This is a genomic window from Nitrosophilus kaiyonis (assembly GCF_027943725.1).
Taxonomy (GTDB): Bacteria; Campylobacterota; Campylobacteria; order Campylobacterales; family Nitratiruptoraceae; genus Nitrosophilus_A; species Nitrosophilus_A kaiyonis.
Window position 1 is genome coordinate 280,950 of record NZ_AP025696.1, and the last position, 21,698, is coordinate 302,647.

The 21,698-nt window shown below is 29.2% G+C and carries 25 protein-coding genes and 1 other RNA gene; 13 read left to right on the forward strand and 13 right to left on the reverse strand.

Annotated features, from left to right (window positions below; translation table 11 throughout):
- Positions 1 to 314: 314 nt before the first annotated feature.
- Both ssrA and trpA read right to left on the reverse strand, forming a co-directional pair.
- Positions 315 to 688: a transfer-messenger RNA gene (ssrA, locus tag QML81_RS01415) on the reverse strand.
- 22 nt (positions 689 to 710) lie between these two features.
- Positions 711 to 1,448, reverse strand: a complete 738-nt coding sequence (gene trpA / locus QML81_RS01420) for a tryptophan synthase subunit alpha (RefSeq protein WP_281951408.1) — start codon at positions 1,446 to 1,448, stop codon at positions 711 to 713.
- Between the two features lie 87 nt (positions 1,449 to 1,535).
- Here trpA and panB point away from each other — a divergent pair, with 87 nt between their 5' ends.
- From panB to QML81_RS01435, 3 genes are all read left to right on the forward strand, one after another.
- Positions 1,536 to 2,324 (forward strand): 3-methyl-2-oxobutanoate hydroxymethyltransferase, encoded by a 789-nt coding sequence (panB, locus tag QML81_RS01425; protein WP_281951409.1) that lies wholly within the window; start codon positions 1,536 to 1,538, stop codon positions 2,322 to 2,324.
- Between the two features lie 78 nt (positions 2,325 to 2,402).
- Entirely contained in the window at positions 2,403 to 3,410 is a 1,008-nt protein-coding gene (gene ruvB / locus QML81_RS01430) for a Holliday junction branch migration DNA helicase RuvB (protein WP_281951410.1), read from the forward strand.
- 7 nt (positions 3,411 to 3,417) lie between these two features.
- The gene (locus QML81_RS01435; RefSeq protein WP_281951411.1) at positions 3,418 to 4,464 is read left to right on the forward strand and encodes an AI-2E family transporter; all 1,047 of its coding nucleotides are present in this window, start codon (positions 3,418 to 3,420) and stop codon (positions 4,462 to 4,464) included.
- On the opposite strand, the gene QML81_RS01440 is transcribed toward QML81_RS01435, so the two are convergent.
- From QML81_RS01440 to hemB, 8 genes are all read right to left on the reverse strand, one after another.
- The gene (locus QML81_RS01440; protein WP_281951412.1) at positions 4,461 to 4,598 is read right to left on the reverse strand and encodes a hypothetical protein; all 138 of its coding nucleotides are present in this window, start codon (positions 4,596 to 4,598) and stop codon (positions 4,461 to 4,463) included. The two genes, QML81_RS01435 and QML81_RS01440, sit on opposite strands and share 4 nt — an antisense overlap.
- Positions 4,591 to 5,421, reverse strand: coding sequence for a prolipoprotein diacylglyceryl transferase (gene lgt / locus QML81_RS01445; protein ID WP_281951413.1), 831 nt, complete (start codon positions 5,419 to 5,421; stop codon positions 4,591 to 4,593). Before lgt ends, QML81_RS01440 begins: the two co-directional genes overlap by 8 nt.
- Positions 5,422 to 6,201, reverse strand: a complete 780-nt coding sequence (locus QML81_RS01450; RefSeq protein ID WP_281951414.1) for a carbonic anhydrase — start codon at positions 6,199 to 6,201, stop codon at positions 5,422 to 5,424.
- Positions 6,194 to 7,480, reverse strand: coding sequence for a (Fe-S)-binding protein (locus QML81_RS01455; protein WP_281951415.1), 1,287 nt, complete (start codon positions 7,478 to 7,480; stop codon positions 6,194 to 6,196). The genes QML81_RS01450 and QML81_RS01455 overlap by 8 nt, the downstream gene beginning before the upstream one ends.
- Before the next feature lie 91 nt (positions 7,481 to 7,571).
- The gene (gene hemN / locus QML81_RS01460) at positions 7,572 to 8,939 is read right to left on the reverse strand and encodes an oxygen-independent coproporphyrinogen III oxidase (protein ID WP_281951416.1); all 1,368 of its coding nucleotides are present in this window, start codon (positions 8,937 to 8,939) and stop codon (positions 7,572 to 7,574) included.
- Between the two features lie 109 nt (positions 8,940 to 9,048).
- Positions 9,049 to 9,543 carry a DUF2603 domain-containing protein gene (locus QML81_RS01465; protein ID WP_281951417.1) on the reverse strand — a complete coding sequence of 165 codons (495 nt, stop codon included), beginning with the start codon at positions 9,541 to 9,543 and terminating at the stop codon, positions 9,049 to 9,051.
- 10 nt (positions 9,544 to 9,553) lie between these two features.
- Positions 9,554 to 10,480 carry an ornithine carbamoyltransferase gene (gene argF / locus QML81_RS01470; protein WP_281951418.1) on the reverse strand — a complete coding sequence of 309 codons (927 nt, stop codon included), beginning with the start codon at positions 10,478 to 10,480 and terminating at the stop codon, positions 9,554 to 9,556.
- Between the two features lie 375 nt (positions 10,481 to 10,855).
- Positions 10,856 to 11,824 (reverse strand): porphobilinogen synthase, encoded by a 969-nt coding sequence (hemB, locus tag QML81_RS01475; protein ID WP_281951419.1) that lies wholly within the window; start codon positions 11,822 to 11,824, stop codon positions 10,856 to 10,858.
- Between the two features lie 182 nt (positions 11,825 to 12,006).
- Between hemB and ribA the strand changes: the two genes are divergently transcribed.
- Genes ribA through QML81_RS01495 form a run of 4 tightly spaced genes read left to right on the forward strand, consistent with a single transcriptional unit; the run spans position 12,007 to position 13,726 of the window.
- A complete protein-coding gene (gene ribA, locus QML81_RS01480) occupies positions 12,007 to 12,570 on the forward strand; it encodes a GTP cyclohydrolase II (protein WP_281951420.1) in 564 nt (187 codons plus the stop codon).
- A 25-nt stretch (positions 12,571 to 12,595) separates the two neighbouring features.
- Positions 12,596 to 13,144, forward strand: a complete 549-nt coding sequence (rsmG, locus tag QML81_RS01485) for a 16S rRNA (guanine(527)-N(7))-methyltransferase RsmG (RefSeq protein WP_281951421.1) — start codon at positions 12,596 to 12,598, stop codon at positions 13,142 to 13,144.
- On the forward strand, positions 13,134 to 13,358 hold the full coding sequence (locus tag QML81_RS01490; protein ID WP_281951422.1) for a PP0621 family protein: 225 nt from the start codon (positions 13,134 to 13,136) through the stop codon (positions 13,356 to 13,358). The genes rsmG and QML81_RS01490 overlap by 11 nt, the downstream gene beginning before the upstream one ends.
- Positions 13,358 to 13,726: a hypothetical protein gene (locus QML81_RS01495; RefSeq protein WP_281951423.1), complete on the forward strand. Its 369-nt coding sequence runs from the start codon at positions 13,358 to 13,360 to the stop codon at positions 13,724 to 13,726. Before QML81_RS01490 ends, QML81_RS01495 begins: the two co-directional genes overlap by 1 nt.
- On the opposite strand, the gene QML81_RS01500 is transcribed toward QML81_RS01495, so the two are convergent.
- On the reverse strand, positions 13,706 to 14,707 hold the full coding sequence (locus QML81_RS01500; protein ID WP_281951424.1) for an alanine racemase: 1,002 nt from the start codon (positions 14,705 to 14,707) through the stop codon (positions 13,706 to 13,708). The genes QML81_RS01495 and QML81_RS01500 overlap by 21 nt on opposite strands.
- A 29-nt stretch (positions 14,708 to 14,736) precedes the next feature.
- On the opposite strand from QML81_RS01500, the gene QML81_RS01505 reads away from it, so the two are divergent.
- The 6 genes from QML81_RS01505 to QML81_RS01530 are packed head-to-tail and all read left to right on the forward strand — an operon-like array spanning position 14,737 to position 19,788.
- A complete protein-coding gene (locus QML81_RS01505) occupies positions 14,737 to 15,684 on the forward strand; it encodes an agmatine deiminase family protein (RefSeq protein WP_281951425.1) in 948 nt (315 codons plus the stop codon).
- Positions 15,685 to 15,693: 9 nt separating this feature from the next.
- Positions 15,694 to 16,551, forward strand: a complete 858-nt coding sequence (locus tag QML81_RS01510) for a metal ABC transporter solute-binding protein, Zn/Mn family (protein ID WP_281951426.1) — start codon at positions 15,694 to 15,696, stop codon at positions 16,549 to 16,551.
- Entirely contained in the window at positions 16,529 to 17,257 is a 729-nt protein-coding gene (locus QML81_RS01515) for a metal ABC transporter ATP-binding protein (RefSeq protein WP_281951427.1), read from the forward strand. The genes QML81_RS01510 and QML81_RS01515 overlap by 23 nt, the downstream gene beginning before the upstream one ends.
- Complete coding sequence (locus tag QML81_RS01520) at positions 17,250 to 18,041, forward strand: metal ABC transporter permease (RefSeq protein WP_281951428.1); 792 nt, start codon at positions 17,250 to 17,252, stop codon at positions 18,039 to 18,041. Before QML81_RS01515 ends, QML81_RS01520 begins: the two co-directional genes overlap by 8 nt.
- On the forward strand, positions 18,038 to 18,907 hold the full coding sequence (locus QML81_RS01525) for a carbon-nitrogen hydrolase (RefSeq protein WP_281951429.1): 870 nt from the start codon (positions 18,038 to 18,040) through the stop codon (positions 18,905 to 18,907). The genes QML81_RS01520 and QML81_RS01525 overlap by 4 nt, the downstream gene beginning before the upstream one ends.
- A complete protein-coding gene (locus QML81_RS01530; RefSeq protein WP_281951430.1) occupies positions 18,904 to 19,788 on the forward strand; it encodes an AEC family transporter in 885 nt (294 codons plus the stop codon). The genes QML81_RS01525 and QML81_RS01530 overlap by 4 nt, the downstream gene beginning before the upstream one ends.
- Here QML81_RS01530 and QML81_RS01535 read toward each other — a convergent pair.
- Together QML81_RS01535 and mgtE are read right to left on the reverse strand one after the other, a co-directional pair.
- Entirely contained in the window at positions 19,770 to 20,330 is a 561-nt protein-coding gene (locus QML81_RS01535; RefSeq protein WP_281951431.1) for an NUDIX domain-containing protein, read from the reverse strand. The genes QML81_RS01530 and QML81_RS01535 overlap by 19 nt on opposite strands.
- Positions 20,331 to 21,692: a magnesium transporter gene (mgtE, locus tag QML81_RS01540; protein ID WP_281952027.1), complete on the reverse strand. Its 1,362-nt coding sequence runs from the start codon at positions 21,690 to 21,692 to the stop codon at positions 20,331 to 20,333.
- Positions 21,693 to 21,698 lie beyond the last annotated feature (6 nt).

Genomic DNA, 21,698 nt, shown 5'->3' on the forward strand with positions numbered 1-21,698 from the left:
AGCGAAAAAAAAGTTGTTAGGAAGAAATATTAGTTATTTGTTCTGACAGAAACAATATTTATTTTAATAATAAGTAGCAAATATAATCATAAGTTAGATTGTATTCCTTATGTCAATAAATAGTGTAATTAGTTCGTATCCCACTGCTATTATTCAAACTTCATAAAAAAATACTATAATAAATACTATTTATGTAATGATATAACTTTAATTTCCAATAATGGGTAGCAATAGGGTAGCAAAACTACTTTATTTATTTCCTTAAAAAGCCCTATTAAGTCCTATTTTATAGAAGATTTTTGAGATTTTTTAATTGGTGGAGGTGTCGGGAATCGAACCCGAGTCCAGAAACAACCGATATTAGGCCTCTACATGCTTAGTAGCGCTGATTAATCTCGATTTACAAAGGCTCAGCGCCCAAAGCCTTTGTAAATCCAGCCTAAAGGTGTCGATAAGCAGCTAGGCAACTGCTTATCCAAGCCCTCTATTTTGTGACCCCGCAAAATCCTAACTCAGAGGGCAGAGTTAGGTGCGAGGGACCAAAATTCGTTAAACTTACGCAGCTACAGCGTAAGCTGGTCTATAATCTGTATTGTTTGCGTCTATTTTTTTGAGGAGTTTTTACGGCATTCCTCAAGCCGGCATGCAGCCTAATACCGACTGCTCCTGTCGAAGCCAAGTCACCCCCATTACGGGGCTTAGCTCTTAATTTAGGAGTTTATCAGTTCCTTAATCTTTTCTGAAAGCTTGCATATTTTATCAATTTTTTCTTTATTTGTCAAATCTTGTAACAAAATCTTAACAAATGCACTTCCAACAATAACACCATCTACATTTTTAGCTTTTTCTTTTGCTGTTTTTTCATTAACTCCAAAACCTATGAAAACTGGAGTTGAGGTGTGTTTTTTAATATTTTCTATAACTTCAGAAATATCCTCTTTTTTTTCACTTCCTGTTATTCCAGCATACGCAACAAGATAGATAAATTTTTTTGAATCTTTTACAATAGTTTTGATTCTATCTTCATCATCTGTTGGAGCTACAAAACCAATCAATGCTATATTTGCTTCATCAAATAAAGCTCTATAGCTTAAAGACTCTTCATAAGGCAAATCTGGAATAATAAAACCACTAACTCCAAGTTTTTTAGCTTCATTTATAAAATAATCAACTCCTTTATGGTAAAAAGGGTTAAAATATCCCATCCATAAAGTATCAATTTTGTTAGCAATTTTTTCACTTATATATAAAGTATCTTTTATTCTAAATCCATTTTTCAATGCTCTAACATTTGCTTCTTCAATTATAGGACCATCAGCAACAGGGTCTGAAAATGGAATGCCTAGCTCAATAGAGTCTACTCCATTTTCTTTCATAGCCAAAGCTAAATCTATTGTAAATTCTCTATCTGGAAGGGCCGATGTTATATAAGCTACTAATTTTTTCAAAGTTATCCTTTAAAAAATTTTTATCAAAATTATACCTATTTTTTGATAAAATGAATTTAACTTAAATATAATATATTCAGGAAGATTATGAAAAAACATACAATATCTACTTTAAAAAGTATAAAAGGCAAAGAGCCAATTGTCATGATAACTGCTTATGATGCGCTTTTTGCAAGACTTTTTGAAGAGTATGCAGACATAATTTTAGTTGGTGATAGTCTAAATATGAGTTTTCTTGGAAAAAGTGATACTCTATCAACAACACTTGATCAAATGATTTATCATACAAATGCAGTATGCAATGGAGCAAAAAAGAGCTTTGTTGTATGTGATATGCCCTATGGAACATATATAGATAAAAAAGAGGCTTTAAAAAATGCTATCAAAATATACCAAGAAACTAAAGCCGATGCTGTAAAAATAGAAGGTGGCGTTGAAAAAGCTGAAACTATAAAATATCTAACTCAAAATGGCATCGCAGTAATGGGCCATATAGGATTACTTCCTCAATTTGTAAGGGCTGAAGGTGGTTATAAAATAAAAGGAAAAAATGAGGCCGAAATTGAAAATCTTCTAAAAGATGCAAAAGCTATAGAAGATGCAGGAGCTTTTTGTATTGTAATAGAAGGAGTAAAATCTGAAGCTGCAAAAATAGTTACAAAGCATGTTAATATTCCAGTAATTGGTATAGGAGCAGGAAAAGATACTGATGGTCAGGTTTTAGTATGGTCTGATATGCTTGGATTTTTTGAAGAGTTTAAACCAAAATTTGTAAAACAGTATTTAAATGGAGCCGAATTGGTTAAAGAAGCTATAAAAAAATATGCAGATGAAGTAAAAAACAAAGAATTTCCAAGTGAAGAGTATGAATATTAGTTAAGTAGTTGAGTAGTTTAACCATTATAACCACTCAACAATTTTAACTAATACACTATCTATAAGCAAAGAGGATAAATGGAAAGAATAGTAGAGATTGAAAAATTTAGTGATGAGGGAGGATTTGAAAGCTCTCTTAGACCTTCAAGATGGGATGAATATATAGGTCAAGAAAAGATCAAAAAAAATCTGCAAGTTTTCATAAAAGCTAGTAAAAAAAGAGAAGAAGCTTTAGATCATATTCTATTTTTTGGACCTCCAGGGCTTGGAAAAACAACATTAGCTCATATAATAGCTCAAGAGATGCAATCCAATATAAAAATAACAGCAGCTCCTATGATAGAAAAAAGTGGAGATTTAGCTGCAATTTTAACAAATTTGGAAGAGGGAGATATTCTTTTTATTGATGAGATACATAGACTCTCTCCAGCAATAGAAGAGATCCTTTATCCTGCTATGGAAGATTTTAGACTTGATATCATAATAGGAAGCGGTCCTGCAGCACAGACTATAAAAATAGATATTCCAAGATTTACATTAATTGGTGCAACAACAAGAGCTGGAATGTTAAGCAACCCTTTAAGAGATAGATTTGGTATGCATTTTAGAATGCAATTTTATTCACCTAATGAGCTTGCAAAAATTATAAGCAATGCCTGTTTGAAACTAAATAAAACTATAGAAGAAGATGCTGCTTTAGAAATTGCAAAAAGAAGTAGAGGTACCCCAAGAGTGGCTCTTAGACTTTTAAAAAGAGTAAGAGATTTTGCTGAAGTTGAAAATGAAGATATTATAAAGATAGATAGAACAAAGATTGCTTTAAATGAACTTGGAGTAAATGAAAAAGGTTTTGATGAACTCGATATAAAGCTTTTAAAACTTCTTGCATCATCTAAAGGAAGACCTTTAGGACTTAGTACTATTGCTGCTGCATTGAGCGAAGATGAGGGGACCATTGAAGATGTAATTGAGCCTTATCTTTTAGCAAATGGCTATATTGAAAGAACAGCTAGAGGAAGAGTTGCAACTATTAAGACTTATGAGCTTTTGAAACTTTCACCAAAAATTCAAGATACTCTTTTTTGAGGAAGATATGAAACCTATACATTTTTTAGGAATATTAACTCTTATAACTGGATATTTTACATACAAAGTTTTTTATCCTTTTTTAGAAACTATAGTTATCGCAGTACTTCTTTCTATTGCTACATATAAAATAAATTTTTATTTTCTTGAAAAATTTAAAAATAAAACTTTTTCTGCAACCTTAAGCACCATTCTTATTGCGATTTTATTTTTTGCTCCTATAGTATATCTTATTACAACAGCTGCTACTACAATAGCACATATGGATATAGATAATATAAAAGATATTTATCATAATATTTACAACTGGATAAATGAATTTATTTCAAAAAATGAATATCTTAAAAACACAAATATTACTGAATATCTTGAAAAAATTGATTTAAATGCAGCTGTAAATAAACTTGTAAATATAGCATCTTTTTTAGCTGCAAAAAGTGCAAAATTTTTAAAAGATATAGTTTTGATACTTATTTTTTACTTCTTTGCTAATATGTATGGGAAAGATGTTCTTTTATATTTTCAAAAAATTATGCCACTTAGTAAATATGAAAGTACAAAAATATTTGAATCATTAGCAAATGTAATGGGAGTTGTTTTTAGCTCTATTCTTGCAACTGCATTTTTTGAAGGTGTGTTATTTGGAATTATTGCACAAATTTATGGATATGATGGATTAATGTTTGGAATACTTTATGGATTTGCATCATTAATCCCTGTTATTGGTGGGATTTTAATGTGGCTTCCTCTGTCAATACATCAATTTGCAATAGGAAATACTTCAGCTGCAATTATTATTGCAATTTACTCTATCGTTATAATATCAATAATTGCAGACACATTTATAAAACCAATAATTATAAAATATATTGATACTATTTTGATTAAAAAAGAGGTTTTTATTAATGAGCTTTTGGTATTTTTTGCTATTGTTGCTGGCCTTGCAAGTTACGGATTTTGGGGTATGATTATCGGACCTGCTGTTTTAACTCTTTTTATATCTATTATAAATATATATCCAGAGATAAGTAAGAGTGAAAATAATAAATGCTAATTTACATCTTTTTCAGTAGGAGTTTTTCTTCCCTTTTTCTTAACATACTTTATAACAAAATATGGCATTACAGCTAAAAAAATCATAAAAATAAATGTTGCATAAGCACCAATCATATGAACATTATTATCCATTTTTCCTCCTTAAAACACTTTTTCTATATAAAATAATATACAAAATTATTGAAACAATTATCATAAGCAAAGATAAAACCTGTCCCATTGTCATCCATCCACAACATATAAATCCAAGCTGAATATCTGGGGCTCTGAAAAATTCAGCTATAAATCTAAAAAATCCGTATAAAAATCCATACAATAAAATAAGTTCACCATTAAAACGTTTTCTCTTTCTATACAGGTAAATTATCAAAAATGTTAAAAAACCTTCTAAAAGTGCCTCATATAGTTGTGATGGATGTCTTAGAGTTCCATTTACATATATTCCCCAAGGTACATCAGTTACTCTCCCTATTAATTCTTGATTTAAAAAGTTACCAATTCTTCCAAAAATATATCCTAGTGGCACAGATATTGCAACCAAATCCATTAAAAGCCAAAAATCTTTTTTAAATTTTCGAGAGTATAAATAAGTAGCAATTAAAAATCCAATTAATGCTCCATGATAACTCATACCTCTAATGCCTACAAAAACTCCATCCATAAATGGATTGAAAATTTGCCAAGGGTGTGTTAGATAATAGTATGTATGTGTATCATAAAAAATGATATATCCAAGCCTTGCTCCAAATATAACTCCAATTTCTACATAAACAAAATAGCTTTCCAACTCTTTTTTTGATATAGGAAATCTATCTTTTTTAACAATATATTCAGCAAAAAAGAGTGCAGTTAAAAGAGCTAATACATACATTATCCCATACCAATGTACGGGATAATTAAATATATAAAATGCTATTGGATCAAAATGTTCATAAATATGCTGCCAAAACTCCATCTATTTTAAGATAACCCTTGCATTTAATGGCTGAATTGGTCTATTGTTTTTACCTAAAATTTTTCTCATCACATCTAATTGTGCTTTAGTTGCTATTACAGGTTTTTTAATAACTATCCATCTAACGCCTTCACTACATGGAGGAGTTGTTAAAGAACCATTAAATCTATAATAATCAAGTTTTTTTGGAAGCAAATCTCCAGGATTAAACATCTCTTTTAAAGCCTCTTTATGATGTTTTTCTTTTGGAAGCTGTTCTATTACTTTTTTTAATCCTCTATTTTCTTCTTCACCCTCTTCATACATTAAAGCTAAAACTAAAAGATTTCCATTTTTATCTGCATGAACAAAATGGGCTTCCATAGGATATTGTTTACCATCTATTTTATTTTCACTTGGCGTATGAAAATGAAACTGTTTTAATGTAAATTTTATACCATCCATGATAATACTATTTTTACCCAAAGTATTTACTTGAATTGTATGTCCATTATTTATTATGCTTTCTGCATTACCAGAATAGTTAATATTTAATTTAGGAAGATTTGCTTCAACCATATTATTTAAATTAATTGGGGATTGATTTTTTCCCTCTTTACACATAAAATATTCATCTTTTAAATCTCCCCAATATTCTGGACCACTATCTCCACTGTAACTCCAATGAGAATGATTGATTCTTTGTTGAACCGATTTTGTAGCATTTATAGCTACTTGATTTATATCAGCATATAATAAAGATATAAAACATCCTAAACCAATTAAAAATTTTTTATTCATTATTACCCCTTTTCAAAGATTTAGCTATTAATTCAAGTGGATTTTTAAAAACTGTATCAACTCCATTTTGATATAAAGCATTGCTTAGTTGCACTCTACAAGCACTGCACTCTGCTGCAACAATCTCAGCTTTGGTATCTTTAATCATAGCGGCTTTTGGCTTCCCCGCAGCTTGGGCTAAATGAAATTTTTCACTTTGAATAGTAACTCCTCCAAATCCACAACATCTGTTTGAATCACTCATCTCAATAAGTTTAAAATTTTTATTTAAAAGCTCTCTTGGCTCTTTATAAATCCCTTGAACTTTTCTTGCATGACAAGGATCGTGATATGTAACGCTAATATCAAGATTTGCACCTTTTTCTTTTAAGATATTTTCTAAATTTGTATATTTATAAAGCCATTCTGTAGCCATAAATATTTTTTTATTTAATTTTTTTGCTCTTTCAGCCCAATCTAGCATTTCTCTATTTTTAAAAAACACTTCCCAATCATGTTTGATCATAGCGCTACATGTAGCTTCTGGAACAATTATCGCTTCTACATCATCTATAAAACTCTCAAAATACTCTATATTTTTTTTAGTTAAATATTCTACAGTATCAAAATCTCCTGTAAAATATGCAGGAGCTGCACAACATTTCTGTTTTTTTGGAATAAATATCTCATATCCCAACTCTTTTAAAATATAAACTAAAGAATCGCCAATCTCTGTATAGTTATAATTTGCCAAACAGCCAATAAAAATTGCTACTCTTTTGTTCGAGTTCGGATTTCGAACAACTTCTGGATAGCTATTTAAAAAGCTTTTACTTGAAATAGATGGGAGAAGTCTATCTTTTTTTATCATTGGAAGATTAAATCTTGGAATAAGCCCTCTTCTTTTTTTATCCTCTTTAACTGCACAACTTTTAAAAACATACCCTAGCTTACTTGCTAAATCCATAGCCCATCTATGTCTTAAAAGCCAAAAAAATGCTCTTTTATACCAAGCTATTCCATACTTTTTTGCGATATCAGCCCTAACTTCTTCAATAACCATATCTGTAGGGAGAGAATTTGGACAAACATCAACACAATTTGTACATAAAAAACAGCTCTCAAAAATATTTTTTGCATTTTTATCAAGCTCTAATTCACCTTTTTGATAATCTCCAAGAAGTTCAATAAATCCCCTTGGACTTGTAACTTCATCTGGATTTACCTGGTGAATAGTACAAGTTGGAATACATTTACCACACTTTATACATTCATCACTTATTTTAGTAAAGTTAAACAAATTGCTCCTTTAGGTTGATAATTGGTAATTGGTGTATTGGTATATTGGTGATTTGATTTTTTCCAATAACTAATAACTAATATACTAATAACTAAACAGTCTTACTAAATACCTTCTTACCTTCACCATGTTTTTTAAGATAAGCATCAAAAGCCATAGCTATATTTCTAATAAGCATAGCCCCTGTTTGACTAACTTCTATAGCATTATCAGTTATTTTTAAAAGCTCTTCTTTTTCAAACTCTTCTAACTCTTTTAGAGAGTCTTTAAAATACTCTTTGAAATTTATATGAAAATCTTTTTCAATTTTTTTAATATCAAGCTTAAAATTTGCCATGAGCTCCATAATAACAGCTTTTCTTATTCTATCATCTTCGCTTAATTCAACTCCTCTCCAATAAGGAAGCTTATCTTCATCTATAGCATTTTCATAATATTTCATATCTTTAAAATTTTGTGCATAATAATCTTCGCCTTCACCAATACTTGTTAGACCAATACCAATCAAATCAGCTCCACCTTTTGTTGTATAACCTTGGAAATTTCTATGAAGCTCGCCTTTTTCTATTGCTTTAAAAAGCTCATCTTCAGGTTTTGCAAAATGATCCATTCCAATCATCTTATATCCATGGCTTGTCCAAAAATCAATAATATATTTTAAAATTTTTAATTTCTCTTCAGGAGATGGAAGAGTTGTTTCATCAATTTTTCTCATTGTCTTTTTAAGCCAAGGAACATGAGCATAATTAAAAATAGCTAGTCTATCTGGATCAAGCTTTAAAGTAAGCTCTAGAGTCTCTTTAAAACTATCTAATGTTTGATAAGGAAGACCATAAATAAGATCTATATTTATACTTCTTATTCCTGCTTCTCTTGCTAAATCAACTGCTTTTTTTGTTATTTCAAAGCTCTGCTTTCTATGAACTGCTTCTTGAACCATTTCATTAAAATCTTGTACACCAAAACTAACCCTATTAAATCCGCCTTCTACTAATATATCCATCTGCTCTTTAGTTAAAAATCTTGGATCTATTTCACAACTAATTTCAGCATCTTTACTAAAATTTGGGAAAGTCTTTTTTATATAATCTATTATCTCTTTTAACTGCTCTGCACTAAAAAATGTTGGTGTTCCTCCACCAAAATGAAGCTGAATAACCTCTCTATCTGTTTTTAAAAATCTTTTTAAAATATCCATCTCTTTTTTTAGATATTTTATATATCTATCTTTTTTCTCCTCTTTTGAGGTAAAAACAACATTGCATCCACAAAAATAACAAGCACTTCTACAAAATGGAAGATGAAAATATAGCGATAGAGGCCTTTTAGGATTTTGAGATTTTAATTTTTGAATATATCTATCATAAGTAAATTTTTCACTAAACTCAACTGCTGTTGGATAACTTGTATATCTTGGACCAGGTTTTGCATATTTTACATACTTTTTAAAATCTATCATAAAATTTTCCTAATTTTATTTTGAGATATTTTACTATAAAAGTATAAAGGAGTGATAAAAAAAGTATATTTAGTTTCAATGTTTAGTTAAATAATAAATAGGTTTTTATCTATTCATTTTGCTGAGAAAAGCCTAAATCTTTAAGTTTTAAGAATAGATTTGGATGATTTTTTTTAATATCTTTTATAAGTTTTTTAATATCAATATCTAAAAGATGCTTGTTTTTGCTTTTTGCTAATCTATTTTGTATCTCTTGCATTGCAACAACCCAAACATCATTAAAATCAACTGGCAAGTTTTCTAAAATAGCTTTTTCAAGCTTTAAATTAAAATTTTCATATTTTGTCTTTTTTAATGAGTTTATAAGTTCCATAATAGATTCAATTGAGGATAAAACATATACTTTATTATCATCTCCTATTACAAACCAAGGTGCTTTTGAGTCCCAAGCTCCTTGAATAAGTTCTAAAGTTTTTTTATCTGGATCTTGAGTATTACTTATTTTAACTACAGTTATATTTTCTGGGCTTGGAATACCAAGTTCATTTGCCATTTTATTTATATTTTGTAAAAGATTTTCTCCATTTAAATTTTTTAACTGCACATCCCCTCCATTAAATTATTTTATGTTTATCCAACCAAACCATTATACCCTTTTGAGCATGCAGTCTATTTTCAGCCTCATCAAATATCTCATTTGCATGCTCTTCAAAAACCTCTTCACTTACTTCATAGCCTCTATATGCTGGAAGGCAGTGAAGAAAAATTGCATCTTTTTTTGCTAAATTCATCAAATTTTTATCAACCATATATCCTTGAAAATCTTTTACTCTTTTCTCTTTTTCATCCTCTTGTCCCATACTAATCCAAGTATCAGTTGTAACTACATCTGCATCTTTAACAGCCTCTTTTGGATCATTTAATAAAACTATTTTAGCTCCGCTTTCCTTTGCAAAAGAAAGTGCATCATTTACAATTTCTTCTTTTGGTTCATAACCTTTAGGAGTTGCAACTCTAAGTTCAAATCCAAGCTTACTTGCTAATATTAGCCAAGAATGAGCCATATTATTTCCATCACCAATATAAGCAACTATAGGGTTTTCGCTTTTGCCATATTCAATCATTGTTAAATAATCAGCCATTAATTGAACCGGATGATAATCATCAGTTAAACCATTTATCACAGGAACTTTACTATATTTTGCAAACTCTTCAATCTTTTCTTGCTCATAAGTTCTAATCATAACCATATCACACATTCTTGAAATTACTCTTGCTGTATCTTTTATAGGCTCTCCTCTGCCCATCTGAATATCATTTTTACTTAAAAAAAGTCCAATTCCTCCAAGCTGATATATTCCAACTTCAAAACTAACACGTGTTCTTGTTGAGCTTTTTTCAAAAATCATTGCAAGAGTCTGACCTTCAAGATATGGAACAAACTCGCCTCTTTTTGTTTCAGCTTTTATATTTTGGGCTATTTTTATAATCTCTAAAATCTCTTCTTTTGAAAAACTTTTGAGTGTTAAAAAATGTCGCAAATCCTATCCTTTGCAAAAAATGAAAATAAAATTATATCTTAAAAATTGGTCATTGGTCATTTGACATTGGTAATTGGGAATTAGGAAATTCTACACTTTCCCACTTCACTGTTTCACAGCTTCACTGCTTCACAGCTTTTCTCCTTCCACTTATTCCCTTCATCCTTCACTATTCATCCTCAAATTTAACCGCAAACTTGTTTCGCTTTGCTTAACTTCATTTGCTTTAAGGTAAACCAGCTGTTCGTATGCTCAGGCACGAAATTCCTTGAATTTCAGCTTCACATATACTCTCAGCTTTCGCTTCGGGACGCAAGCAAAGCAGTTTGCTTGCTCAAAGCTTAGCTTTGCCCTAGCTCACTTACCCCCTTTCCACTACTTTAATAACTTGGCAACTTCTTTCGCATGATAACTGATAATTATATCAGCACCTGCCCTTTTAAAACTAATCATTGTCTCCATCATAACTTTTTCATAATCAATTACACCGGCCTTTGCTGCCATTTTAAGCATTGAATATTCTCCACTTACATTATAAACAGCCAAAGGCAGTTTTGTATTTTCTCTTATATCTCTTACAATATCAAGATAGGCAAGGGCTGGTTTTACCATCAAAATATCTGCACCTTCAATCTCATCTTCTAAACTTTCTAAAATCGCTTCTCTTCTATTTGCTGGATTCATTTGATAGCTTCTTCTATCTCCAAAACTTGGAGCAGATTCAGCAACATCCCTAAAAGGTCCATAATAGCTACTTGCAAATTTTGTAGAGTAACTCATTATAGGAAGATTTACAAATCCTGCTTTATCTAAAGCATCTCTAATAGCAGTTATCATACCATCCATCATTCCACTTGGAGCAATCATATCTGCACCAGCCTTTGCATGAATAATTGCCTGCTCACCAAGTATTTTTAAAGTTGCATCATTATCAACCGTTTTTAATACAGGATCTAAAATACCACAATGTCCATGCTCTGTATATTCACAAAAACACAGATCTGTCACAACAAACATATCTGGATGAGCTTTTTTAATTTCTCTAACTGCATTTGCTATTACACCATGTTCACATAATGCATCACTTCCAATACTATCTTTAACTTCTGGAATACCAAATAAAATAATAGCTTTTATACCAAGATCTTTTAAATTTTCACACTCTTTTAAAATATGTTCAATACTCATTTGGTATACACCAGGCATTGAATCAATCTCTTTTTTATAATCTTCCCCTGCTTTTACAAACAGAGGATATATAAAATCATTTACACTTAAATGAACCTCTTGAACTAAATCTCTTAAAACTGGATTTATTCTAAGCCTTCTAAATCTTTTAAACATTCTTTTCCTTTTTACATTAGGTTAGTATGGTAATTGGGAATTTTGTTGAGTTGTTAAAAAGGTTAAAATGGTTGAGTAGTAATAGAATAAAGCCACTCAACCACTCAACTACTTATCTTCTCAACCTCTCATCCAATCAACTATGCTATAATTCAATACAATTTTACCAAAAGAAGAGGAAAATGAAGGTAAAAATCTCTGAAATTGCAAATCTTCCAACAAAATATGGAAATTTTAAGATTCAATGTTTTAAAGAAAACCATAAAGAACATCTTGTTATTTTTACGCAAAATCTTCCAGAAATTCCAGTTGTTAGAGTACATTCTGAATGTCTAACTGGTGATACTCTTGGCAGTAAAAAGTGTGATTGTGGAGAACAGCTTGAATTTGCCCTAAAATATATTGCAAAAAATGGAGGTATGGTTATATATCTTAGACAAGAGGGAAGAAATATTGGACTTTTAAACAAAGTAAATGCTTATGCTCTGCAAGATAAAGGCTTTGATACAATTGAAGCAAATCATCAACTTGGATTTAGTGCAGATGAGAGAACATATGAGATGGTTGAATATATATTAAACCATTTTAATATTAAAAAAATAAAACTTTTAACAAATAATCCAAAAAAGATAGAGAGTTTAAAAGATATTCAAATAGTTGAAAGAATTCCAGTCAAAGTTGAACCAAACCCACATAATAAAGATTATCTAAAAATAAAAAAAGAAAAAATGGGGCATCTGCTTTAGAGTGAGAAAATTAGAAAGTGAGAGAGTGAGAAAGTTAGAGAGTAAGAAAAAAGAGGTTTTTATAGAGAAACTACTTGAGTGGAATAAGATTCATAATCTAACAGGAGCTAAAACAAAAGAGGAGATTGAAAAAAATATTATTGATTCGCTATATCCTTTAAATTTTTTAAAAAAAGATATAAAAACAGCTTTAGATATAGGTACAGGGGCAGGCTTTCCTGGTCTCATTTTGGCAATGGCTATGCCAGATACAAAATGGTTTTTGGTTGAACCAAGAAATAAAAGAGCAGCTTTTTTAAACTATATAAAAACAATTCTAAATTTAAAAAATATTCAAATTTTAAAAAAAAGAATAGAAGAGATTAAACCATTTAAAGTTGATCTTATAACTTCAAGAGCTGTTATGAAAACAAAAGATCTTTTAAATCTTGTAAAAGATTTTATAAAAGAAGATACAACTATCATTTTTTACAAAGGTGAAAATGTAGAAAATGAGATAAAAAATCTAAAATGCAAAATCGTTGAATTTGAAAAAAGAAAATATCTAATTATAAAGGGAAAAGATGTTATTTAAGATTATTATTTTAATTGCTTTAATAGCGGGAGTATACTACTTTTTTATAAAATCAAAACCTATAGAATATAAAACTAAAAAAGAAAAGAGTAAAAAAGATAGTGAAGATATTATGGTTGAGTGCGAAAAATGCAAAACTTATGTTAGCTCAAAAGAAGCTATTATAAAAAATGGAAAATATTACTGCTCTAAAGAGTGTGCAGGAGTAAATTAATGCTTATATTAAACCATCCTAAAATTGAGGCCCCAAAACTATATAAAATCTCATCTATTGATGATATAAAAAGTACTCCTTCAAATTCAATAGTATGGTTTGATTTTGATTTTGATATTTTAAATTTTTGCAAAAGTAATGAAATAAAAAGTGCAGTAAATATATCAAATATAAAAGAGGCTGTATATGCAAACTCTTTAGATGCTTACTTTTTAATATGTAAATTCCCATTGGCAAAAGATGTTCAAACAATTGCTCAAAATTATCTTTTTGATTCAAAAGTTATTGCTTTAATTGATGAAAGACTTATTGAAAATGCTATTGAAGCAGAAATTGACGGGGTATTTTTAACAAATTATCCTTTTTAAATTGGGATTTAATTTTACCAATATTTCATAACTTATCGTATTTAAACTTTTTGCAACTTTTTTTGCATCATCAAATATACAAATTTCCTCTTTATTTCCTTTAACACTAAAACTATCCATACTTACTCTTCCTAAAATATTTTTATCTTTTACAAATTTCATACCTCTAAAAATCCCATCTCCATAACCAATATCATATGTTGAGATAACCATATCCTTATCTGCTTCAAACACTCCTCCATATCCCACTCTTTGACCTTTTTTCAAAACCCTTGTTGATAATTTTTCTCCCCAAAGTGACAAAACAGGCTTTAATGGAGGATAATCAAAAACATCATCAATTTCCAAATATCCATATGCAGCAATTCCAACTCTTACAAAATCATCTTTTATCTTTTTAAATCTAAAAAGAGCTGCAGAATTGCAAGAGTGAAAGAGAGGTTTTTTAAAATCATATCTTTTTACAAGCTCTAAACTTCTCTTTTTGACCTCATCAAAATTTCTATCTTGCCAAAAAAGCTCACTGCTTAGCTCATCTGCGCTTCTAAAATGGGTGAAAATACCGCATAATTTTAAATTTTTATCTTTTATAACTTCAAAGGCTCTATCAAGCCCCTCTATATCTATACCGTTTCTATGCATTCCTGTATCAACTTTTAACTCTATATTTGAGCCATTTGGAAATTTTTTCAAATCTTCTAAACAATTTATCGTATAGTGAAATTTATCTTTTTCTTTTGGAATATCAGCTAAAACCAATATATAATCAAAAAGATTTTCTACTCTTTTAGCTTCTTCTATGTTTCTTACAACTGCTCTTTTTATACCATACCCATTTGCTAATTTTGCAATCTCTAAAAGACCATGACCATAGGCATTATCTTTTAAAACAATGGCAACTTTTTCAATTCCACCAGCTTTTTTAACAATAATATTTAGATTATTTATAAATGCATTTTTATATAATTTTATAAAACCCATAGTAGAATTCTATCAAAAAAAGGATTTATGTGAGACTACCTGCAGAGTGGGAGAAGCAAAAAGCTCTTTTGATATCTTATCCTCATGAAAATAGCGACTGGCAGCCATATTTAAATGAGATTAGAGAGTTTTATGATGAGTTTATAAACATTGTTAAAAAATATCAAAATCTAATCATTTTATCTCCCGAGCCTCTAAATATAAAAACTTCGAAGTCCGACTTCGAAGTTAAAATCATAAAAGTAAAGACAAATGATACTTGGGTAAGAGACTATGGTCCAATCTCTGTTGAAATTTCGAAGTCCGACTTCGAACTAAAAGATTTTACATTTAATGGATGGGGGTTAAAATATAGTGCAAATTATGATAATTTAGTTAATAGAAGAGTTTTTCATACAAAAAAGATTGGATTTGTTTTAGAAGGCGGAAGTATTGATAGCAATGGAGAAGGAGTTTTGCTTACAACTTCAAAATGTCTGCTTGAAGAAAATAGAAATCCTCATCTATCAAAAGAGGAAATTGAAACTAAGCTAAAAAATTTTTTTGGACTAAAAAAAGTTCTTTGGCTAAATCATGGCTTTTTAGAAGGAGATGATACAGATAGTCATATTGATATGCTTGCAAGATTTGTTGCTCCAAATAAAATAGTTTATATCACTTGCGATGATAAAGATGATATTCATTATGATGAGTTAAAAAAGATGGAAAAAGAGTTAAAAAGATATGGGTTTGATTTAATCCCTTTGCCATTTGTTAGCCCTAAATATTTTAATAATAAAAGACTTCCAGCAAGTTATGCCAATTTTGTTATAATAAACTCAGCAGTAATTGTACCAACATATAATGATACAAACGATAAAGAAGCATTAAAAATTTTTAAAAAACTTTTTTCAAATAGAGATATTATTGGACTTGATTCATCTACTCTTATAAAAGAGCATGGCTCGATTCATTGCAGTTGCATGAATATATTTTAAAGGAGATAAATGAGATTTTTTTTGATTTTTTTACTATTTTTGGGCTCCCTTTTTGCAAAAGATATGATAGCAGTTTCCATTTTGCCTCAAAAATTTTTTGTAAAAAAGATAGTTGAAGATAGATTTGACATAGAAGTTATGGTTCCACCAGGAAGCTCACCTGCAACATATAGTGTTAAACCTCAGCAGCTACTAAGTCTAAAAAAGGCAAAAATCTACTTTAGTACCGGCGTTCCTTTTGAAAAAGCTTGGCTTAAAAGATTCAAAAGTGCAAATAAAAGTTTAAAAATTGTAGATATAGGAAAATATATAAAAAAATTTCCTATGCAAGAGCATCATCATGAAGGTGAACATGAACATCATCACGAACATGAAAAGATATTAGACCCTCATATTTGGTTATCTCCACCACTTGTTATTTTGCAAGCAAGAGTAATTTTAGAAGAGATTTGTAAAATCGATCCAAAAAATAAAGATTTCTATTTAAAAAATTATCAAAAATTTTCAAATGAATTAACTAACTTAGATACAAAAATTTTTAAAAAGCTTTTCAATCTAAAAAAAAGAGAATTTATTGTATATCATCCATCTTTTGGATATTTTGCAAGAAGTTATAATCTAAAGCAGATAGCTATTGAAAAAGAGGGAAAAGAGCCAACGATAAAATATCTAAAAAGAGTTATAGATATTGCTAAAAAGAAAAATATAAAAGTTGTTTTTGTTGAGCCTCAATTTTCAAAAAAGAGTGCAAAATTTATAGCTTCTAAAATAGGTGGAGAGGTTTTAGAGATTGATCCTTTAAATGAAAATTGGGATAAAAATATTTTGAAGGTGGTAGAGGCAATTGAAAGAGCAAATAGCAATTGAGGTTAAAAATCTCTATTTTAAATATTATAAAGATTATGTTTTAGAAGATATAAATCTAAAAATTAAAAAGAATGAGTATATTGCTATTATAGGGCCAAATGGCGGTGGGAAAAGTACATTTTTAAAACTAATAGTTGGTTTATTAAAACCAAATAAGGGAGAGATTAAAATATTTGGCAAAAATGTTCAAGATATGAAAGAGTATATAGGCTATCTACCTCAACAGATAAATTTTAATTTAGACCTTCCAATAAAAGTTAAAGATATTGTTTTGCAAGGAAGATTGAAAAAAAATAAGCTTTTTTATAACAAAGAAGATTTTAAAAAGTGTGATGAGATTTTAAAAAAGCTAAATATAGAAAATTTAGAAAATAAAAAAATATCTGAGCTTTCAGGTGGACAAAGACAAAAGGTTTTATTATCCCGCGCACTTGTTAGTGAGCCTAAGATTTTGATTTTAGATGAGCCAACAGCTTCAATTGATATAAAGGGGCAAAAAGAGATTTATGAGATTTTAAAAAATTTAAAATTGACAAAAATTGTTGTTAGTCATGATATAAAGATACTTTTTGAAGGTGTTGATAAAGTCTTTTATATCAATAGAAATCTTTTTGTTCATGAAAATCCAAAATTATCTATTCATCCAAAAGAGGAGCATTTTTGTGAGATGGAGCTATTTGATTATTTAAAGAGTTGCAATGTTTGAATGGATTGAACTTTTTTCAAATTCAATAATTGCTGGAGCACTTTTAAGTATTGCTATTGGAATCATTGGCTCACTTATGCTTATAAATAGATATAACTATCTTGCAGCAAGTATTGCTCATGGAAGTTATGGTGGAATTGGTCTTGCTTTATATTTTGGAATCTCTATTTTGCTTGGAGCTACACTTTTTGCTCTAATACTTGCATTATTTATTGCTTTTATTACATCAAAATATCCTCAAAGAAAAGATGTTTTAATTGGAACAATTTGGGCTGTTGGGATGAGTATAGGAATAGTTTTTGTTGATTTGACACCCGGATATAATGTTGATCTGCTTAGCTTTTTGTTTGGTGATATTTTAATGGTTCCAAAAGAGGATCTTTTTTATATGGGATTTGTTGATATTATCTTAATTATATCTATTATACTTTTTTACAATATATTTTTAGCAATTGCTTATGATAGAGATTTTTTAAAATTAAGAGGAGTAAATGTAGAATTTTTTCATTATCTTCTACTTATACTTATAGCTTTAACAGTAGTTATGAGCATAAGAAGTGTCGGTCTTATTTTGATCATCGCTCTTTTTAGTATTCCACCATTTATCGCAGAAAAGTTTACTATATCTTTAAAAAGTATGATTTTATTATCTTCAATTATTTCATTTGTTTTTATTATTTTTGGTCTTTATATCTCATATATATTTAATATCTCTGCAACTGCATCAATAATATTAACTCTTGCAGCACTTTTTATAATCATCTTTTTAAAAGGGAAAAAATGAAAATAGCACTAATTCAGCAAAAATTTCATATTACCAAAGAGGCAACTATTGAAAAAAGTGTAGAGATGATAAGAGAGGCAAAAGATAAAGGTGCTGAGCTTATTGTTTTACAAGAGCTTCATCAAGGAGCATATTTTTGCCAAAGCGAAGATGTTAACTTTTTTGATTTGGCTGAAGATTTTGAAAAAGATAAAGAGTTTTGGAGAGATATTTCAAAAAAAGAGGATATTGTCCTTGTTACATCTTTATTTGAAAAAAGAGCTATAGGAGTTTATCATAACACTGCAGTAGTTTTTGATAAAGGAAAAATTGCTGGAACTTATAGAAAGATGCATATTCCAGATGATCCTGGTTTTTATGAAAAGTTCTATTTTACTCCTGGAGATTTAGGATTTGAGCCAATTGAGACTTCAGTTGGAAAACTTGGAGTTTTAATCTGCTGGGATCAATGGTATCCAGAAGCTGCAAGGATAATGGCTTTGAAAGGTGCTGAAATTCTCATCTATCCTACTGCAATTGGATGGTTTGATGAAGATAATCAAGAGGAAAAAGATAGACAGCTTGAAGCTTGGATAACAGTCCAAAGAGGACATGCAATAGCAAATGGACTTCCTCTTGTTGCTGTAAATAGAGTTGGTTTTGAAGAGGATATTAGCGGATGTTTAAATGGAATTAGGTTTTGGGGAAACTCATTTGCTGTGGGTCCTCAAGGCGAATTTTTAGCAAGAGCATCATCTGATAAAGAGGAGGTTTTAATAGTTGATATTGATAAAAAAAGAAGCGAAGATATAAGAAGAATTTGGCCATTTTTAAGAGATAGAAGAGTTGATAGCTATCAATGTTTATTAAAAAGGTTTTGTGATTGATAGAAAATATTTTATATCTTTTTCTGCTCTTCTTTTTAGGGATTTTGTTACAAAAAAAATTTGAGAAAAATATCGATGCACTTATTGATTTTATTATCTATATATCCTTGCCATCTTTAATAATTTCACATATATATAAATTAAATATCGATATATCTTTTTTGAAATATATAGCTTTTGGTTGGTTTATTACAATTTTTGCAATATTTTTATCTTTTTTGGCAGGAAAATATCTTTTAAAACTTCCATTAAATTCTCTTTTATCATTTATAATGGTAAGCGCCTTTGCAAATACAGCTTTTGTAGGATATCCTTATGTTGAGACATTTTTGGGAAATGAGGCATTAGGTTATGCAATAATTTATGATAATTTTGCATCTTTTTTACCTGTTGTTACTATTGGAGCATTTTTACTCTCTTTTAATTCAAAAGATAAAAAAATCGATTTGAAAAAGATTTTTACTTTTCCTCCTTTTTTAGTTTTGATATTCTCTTATTTATTAAAAAATTTTCAAATTGATAACTCTTTTTTAGAAATATTTGAAAAGATAGGACAAACAGTTACCCCATTAGCTCTTTTTTCTGTAGGAGCAAAAATTGATTTTTCAAAACTAAAAAAGATAAAGTTGCCAATATTTTTCTCTCTAATTTTAAAAATGATTTTGATTCCATTAATATCTTTATATCTTTTAAAATTTTTATTTGGCATCAATATCGAATCAAAAGCTGTTCTATTTGAGATAGCTATGCCTCCTATGGTTTTAGCTTCAATAATGGTAATGAAAGCAAAACTTGATAGCAATTTAGCTGTAGGAAGTGTTGGATTTGGAGTAATTTTTTCTTTTTTGACTATTCCAATTTTTTATAAATTATTAGAATAATTTTCAAACCACCAGCAAAAAGCAAACAATAATCCTGGAGTTTTAGGCTTTTTTTCATCAAACATAAACTCTTTAGCTTTATTTATTGGAATATAAACAACCTCAATATCTTCATCATCTATACCACCACCATTATGGATTTTATCATTTTCTTCAACTTCACAATAATAAAGAGTCTGTTTACTTCCAGCAAATCCTACAGAAGTATAAAAAGAGGTGATTTTGTAAATATCTTTTAGTTCAACATCAAATCCAGTCTCTTCTAAAATCTCCTCTTTTGCAATCTCTTTTAATGACTTATCTTTATCGACAATTCCTGCACAAAGCTCATATGAAAAATCAATATTTTGCTGAAGATAAAGAGCAGGTCTAAACTGCTTTACTAAAATAAATGAACTTTTCTCTTTATGAAAAATCAAAATTGCTACACTATCGTGAGCTTTTATAGCTTCCCATTTTTTAATTATTCCATTTTGTTCATAAATTATTTCAACAGGTTTGATATATCTTGGATTTTTTAATTCATTTATATTTTTTATCATTTAACTTACCAAAATTAGTTTTGCTAATCCTAAAAATGCAAAAAAACCAACTACATCAGTTACAGTAGTTAATACAACACTGCTTCCAACTGCTGGATCTGCACCAATCTTTTTTAAAACAAGTGGAATGACTGCACCAAAAAAACCTGCTACTAAAAGATTTATAACCATAGCTAAAGCAATAACAAAACCTAACATATGATCATTAAACCATATCCAAGCTATAACACCCATAATTACTGCAAAAATCATTCCATTTATCAATGCAATCGCACTCTCTTTAAATAGAGCCTCTTTTGCATTTTCCCAACTAATCTCTCCGAGAGCCAATTTTCTAACAACAACTGTTAAGGTTTGCGTTCCAGCATTTCCACCCATGGAAGCAACAATAGGCATAAGAACAGCTAATGCTACATATTTTTGTATTGTCTCATCAAACAGCCCAATTACAACTGAAGCTAAAATCGCAGTCCAAAGATTTATAAAAAGCCACCAAGCTCTCTTTTTCGTAACAATTTTTATATCATCTTCCTCTTCAGCTTCCTCTTGGACACCTGCTAAATTATATATCTGTTCTGTTGCTTGCTCTTCTATTAAATCAATAATATCATCTGATGTAATTCTTCCAAGAAGTTTTCCCTGATCATCAACTACTGCAATAACTGGTAAATCATAATCTTCAAACTTTTTTATAACATCTTTTATATCTTCTCTTGCTCTTACAGTAATAGGCTTATATCTTTCATCATAAGCAATATCTTTAAATTTTTTATTAAAATCATATATAATTAAATCGCCCAAAGGAATAATGGCTTTTAAATGTCTGTCATTATCAACTACATAAACTTGTTGAATATTTTCAAGTTCACCTTTCTTTTTTAATTTTCTTAATCTATTTATTGCATCTTCAATTTTTTCATCTAAATTTGCCTCAAATACTTCAAGCTGCATATATGCACCAGCTTGATTTTCTTCATAAATACTTAATTTATTTATATCTTCTTTATGTTCTTCACTTAAATTTTCATATACTTTTTTCTCTAAATTTTCATCAACCTCTTCAATATCTTTAATCAAATCTGTAGCATCATCAGATTCAAGCTCTTCAACTGCATCTGTTAACTTTTTTGCATCTAGATGCTTTATTGCATCCTCTTTTAATGATTCTGGAAGTTCAAGAATAACTTCACCCAATAACTCATTAGGAAGCTTTTTTAAATATTCATAAAAAGATTTTTTATCCTCTTTTTTTATCTTTTTTAGATAATCTGCAATTTCAGAAGAAGAGAGTTCAGAAGTTTCTCTGTTTTTTATAATATTTTTTACCTTTTGACTAATTTCATAAAATTTAAATTTATCCATCACTTT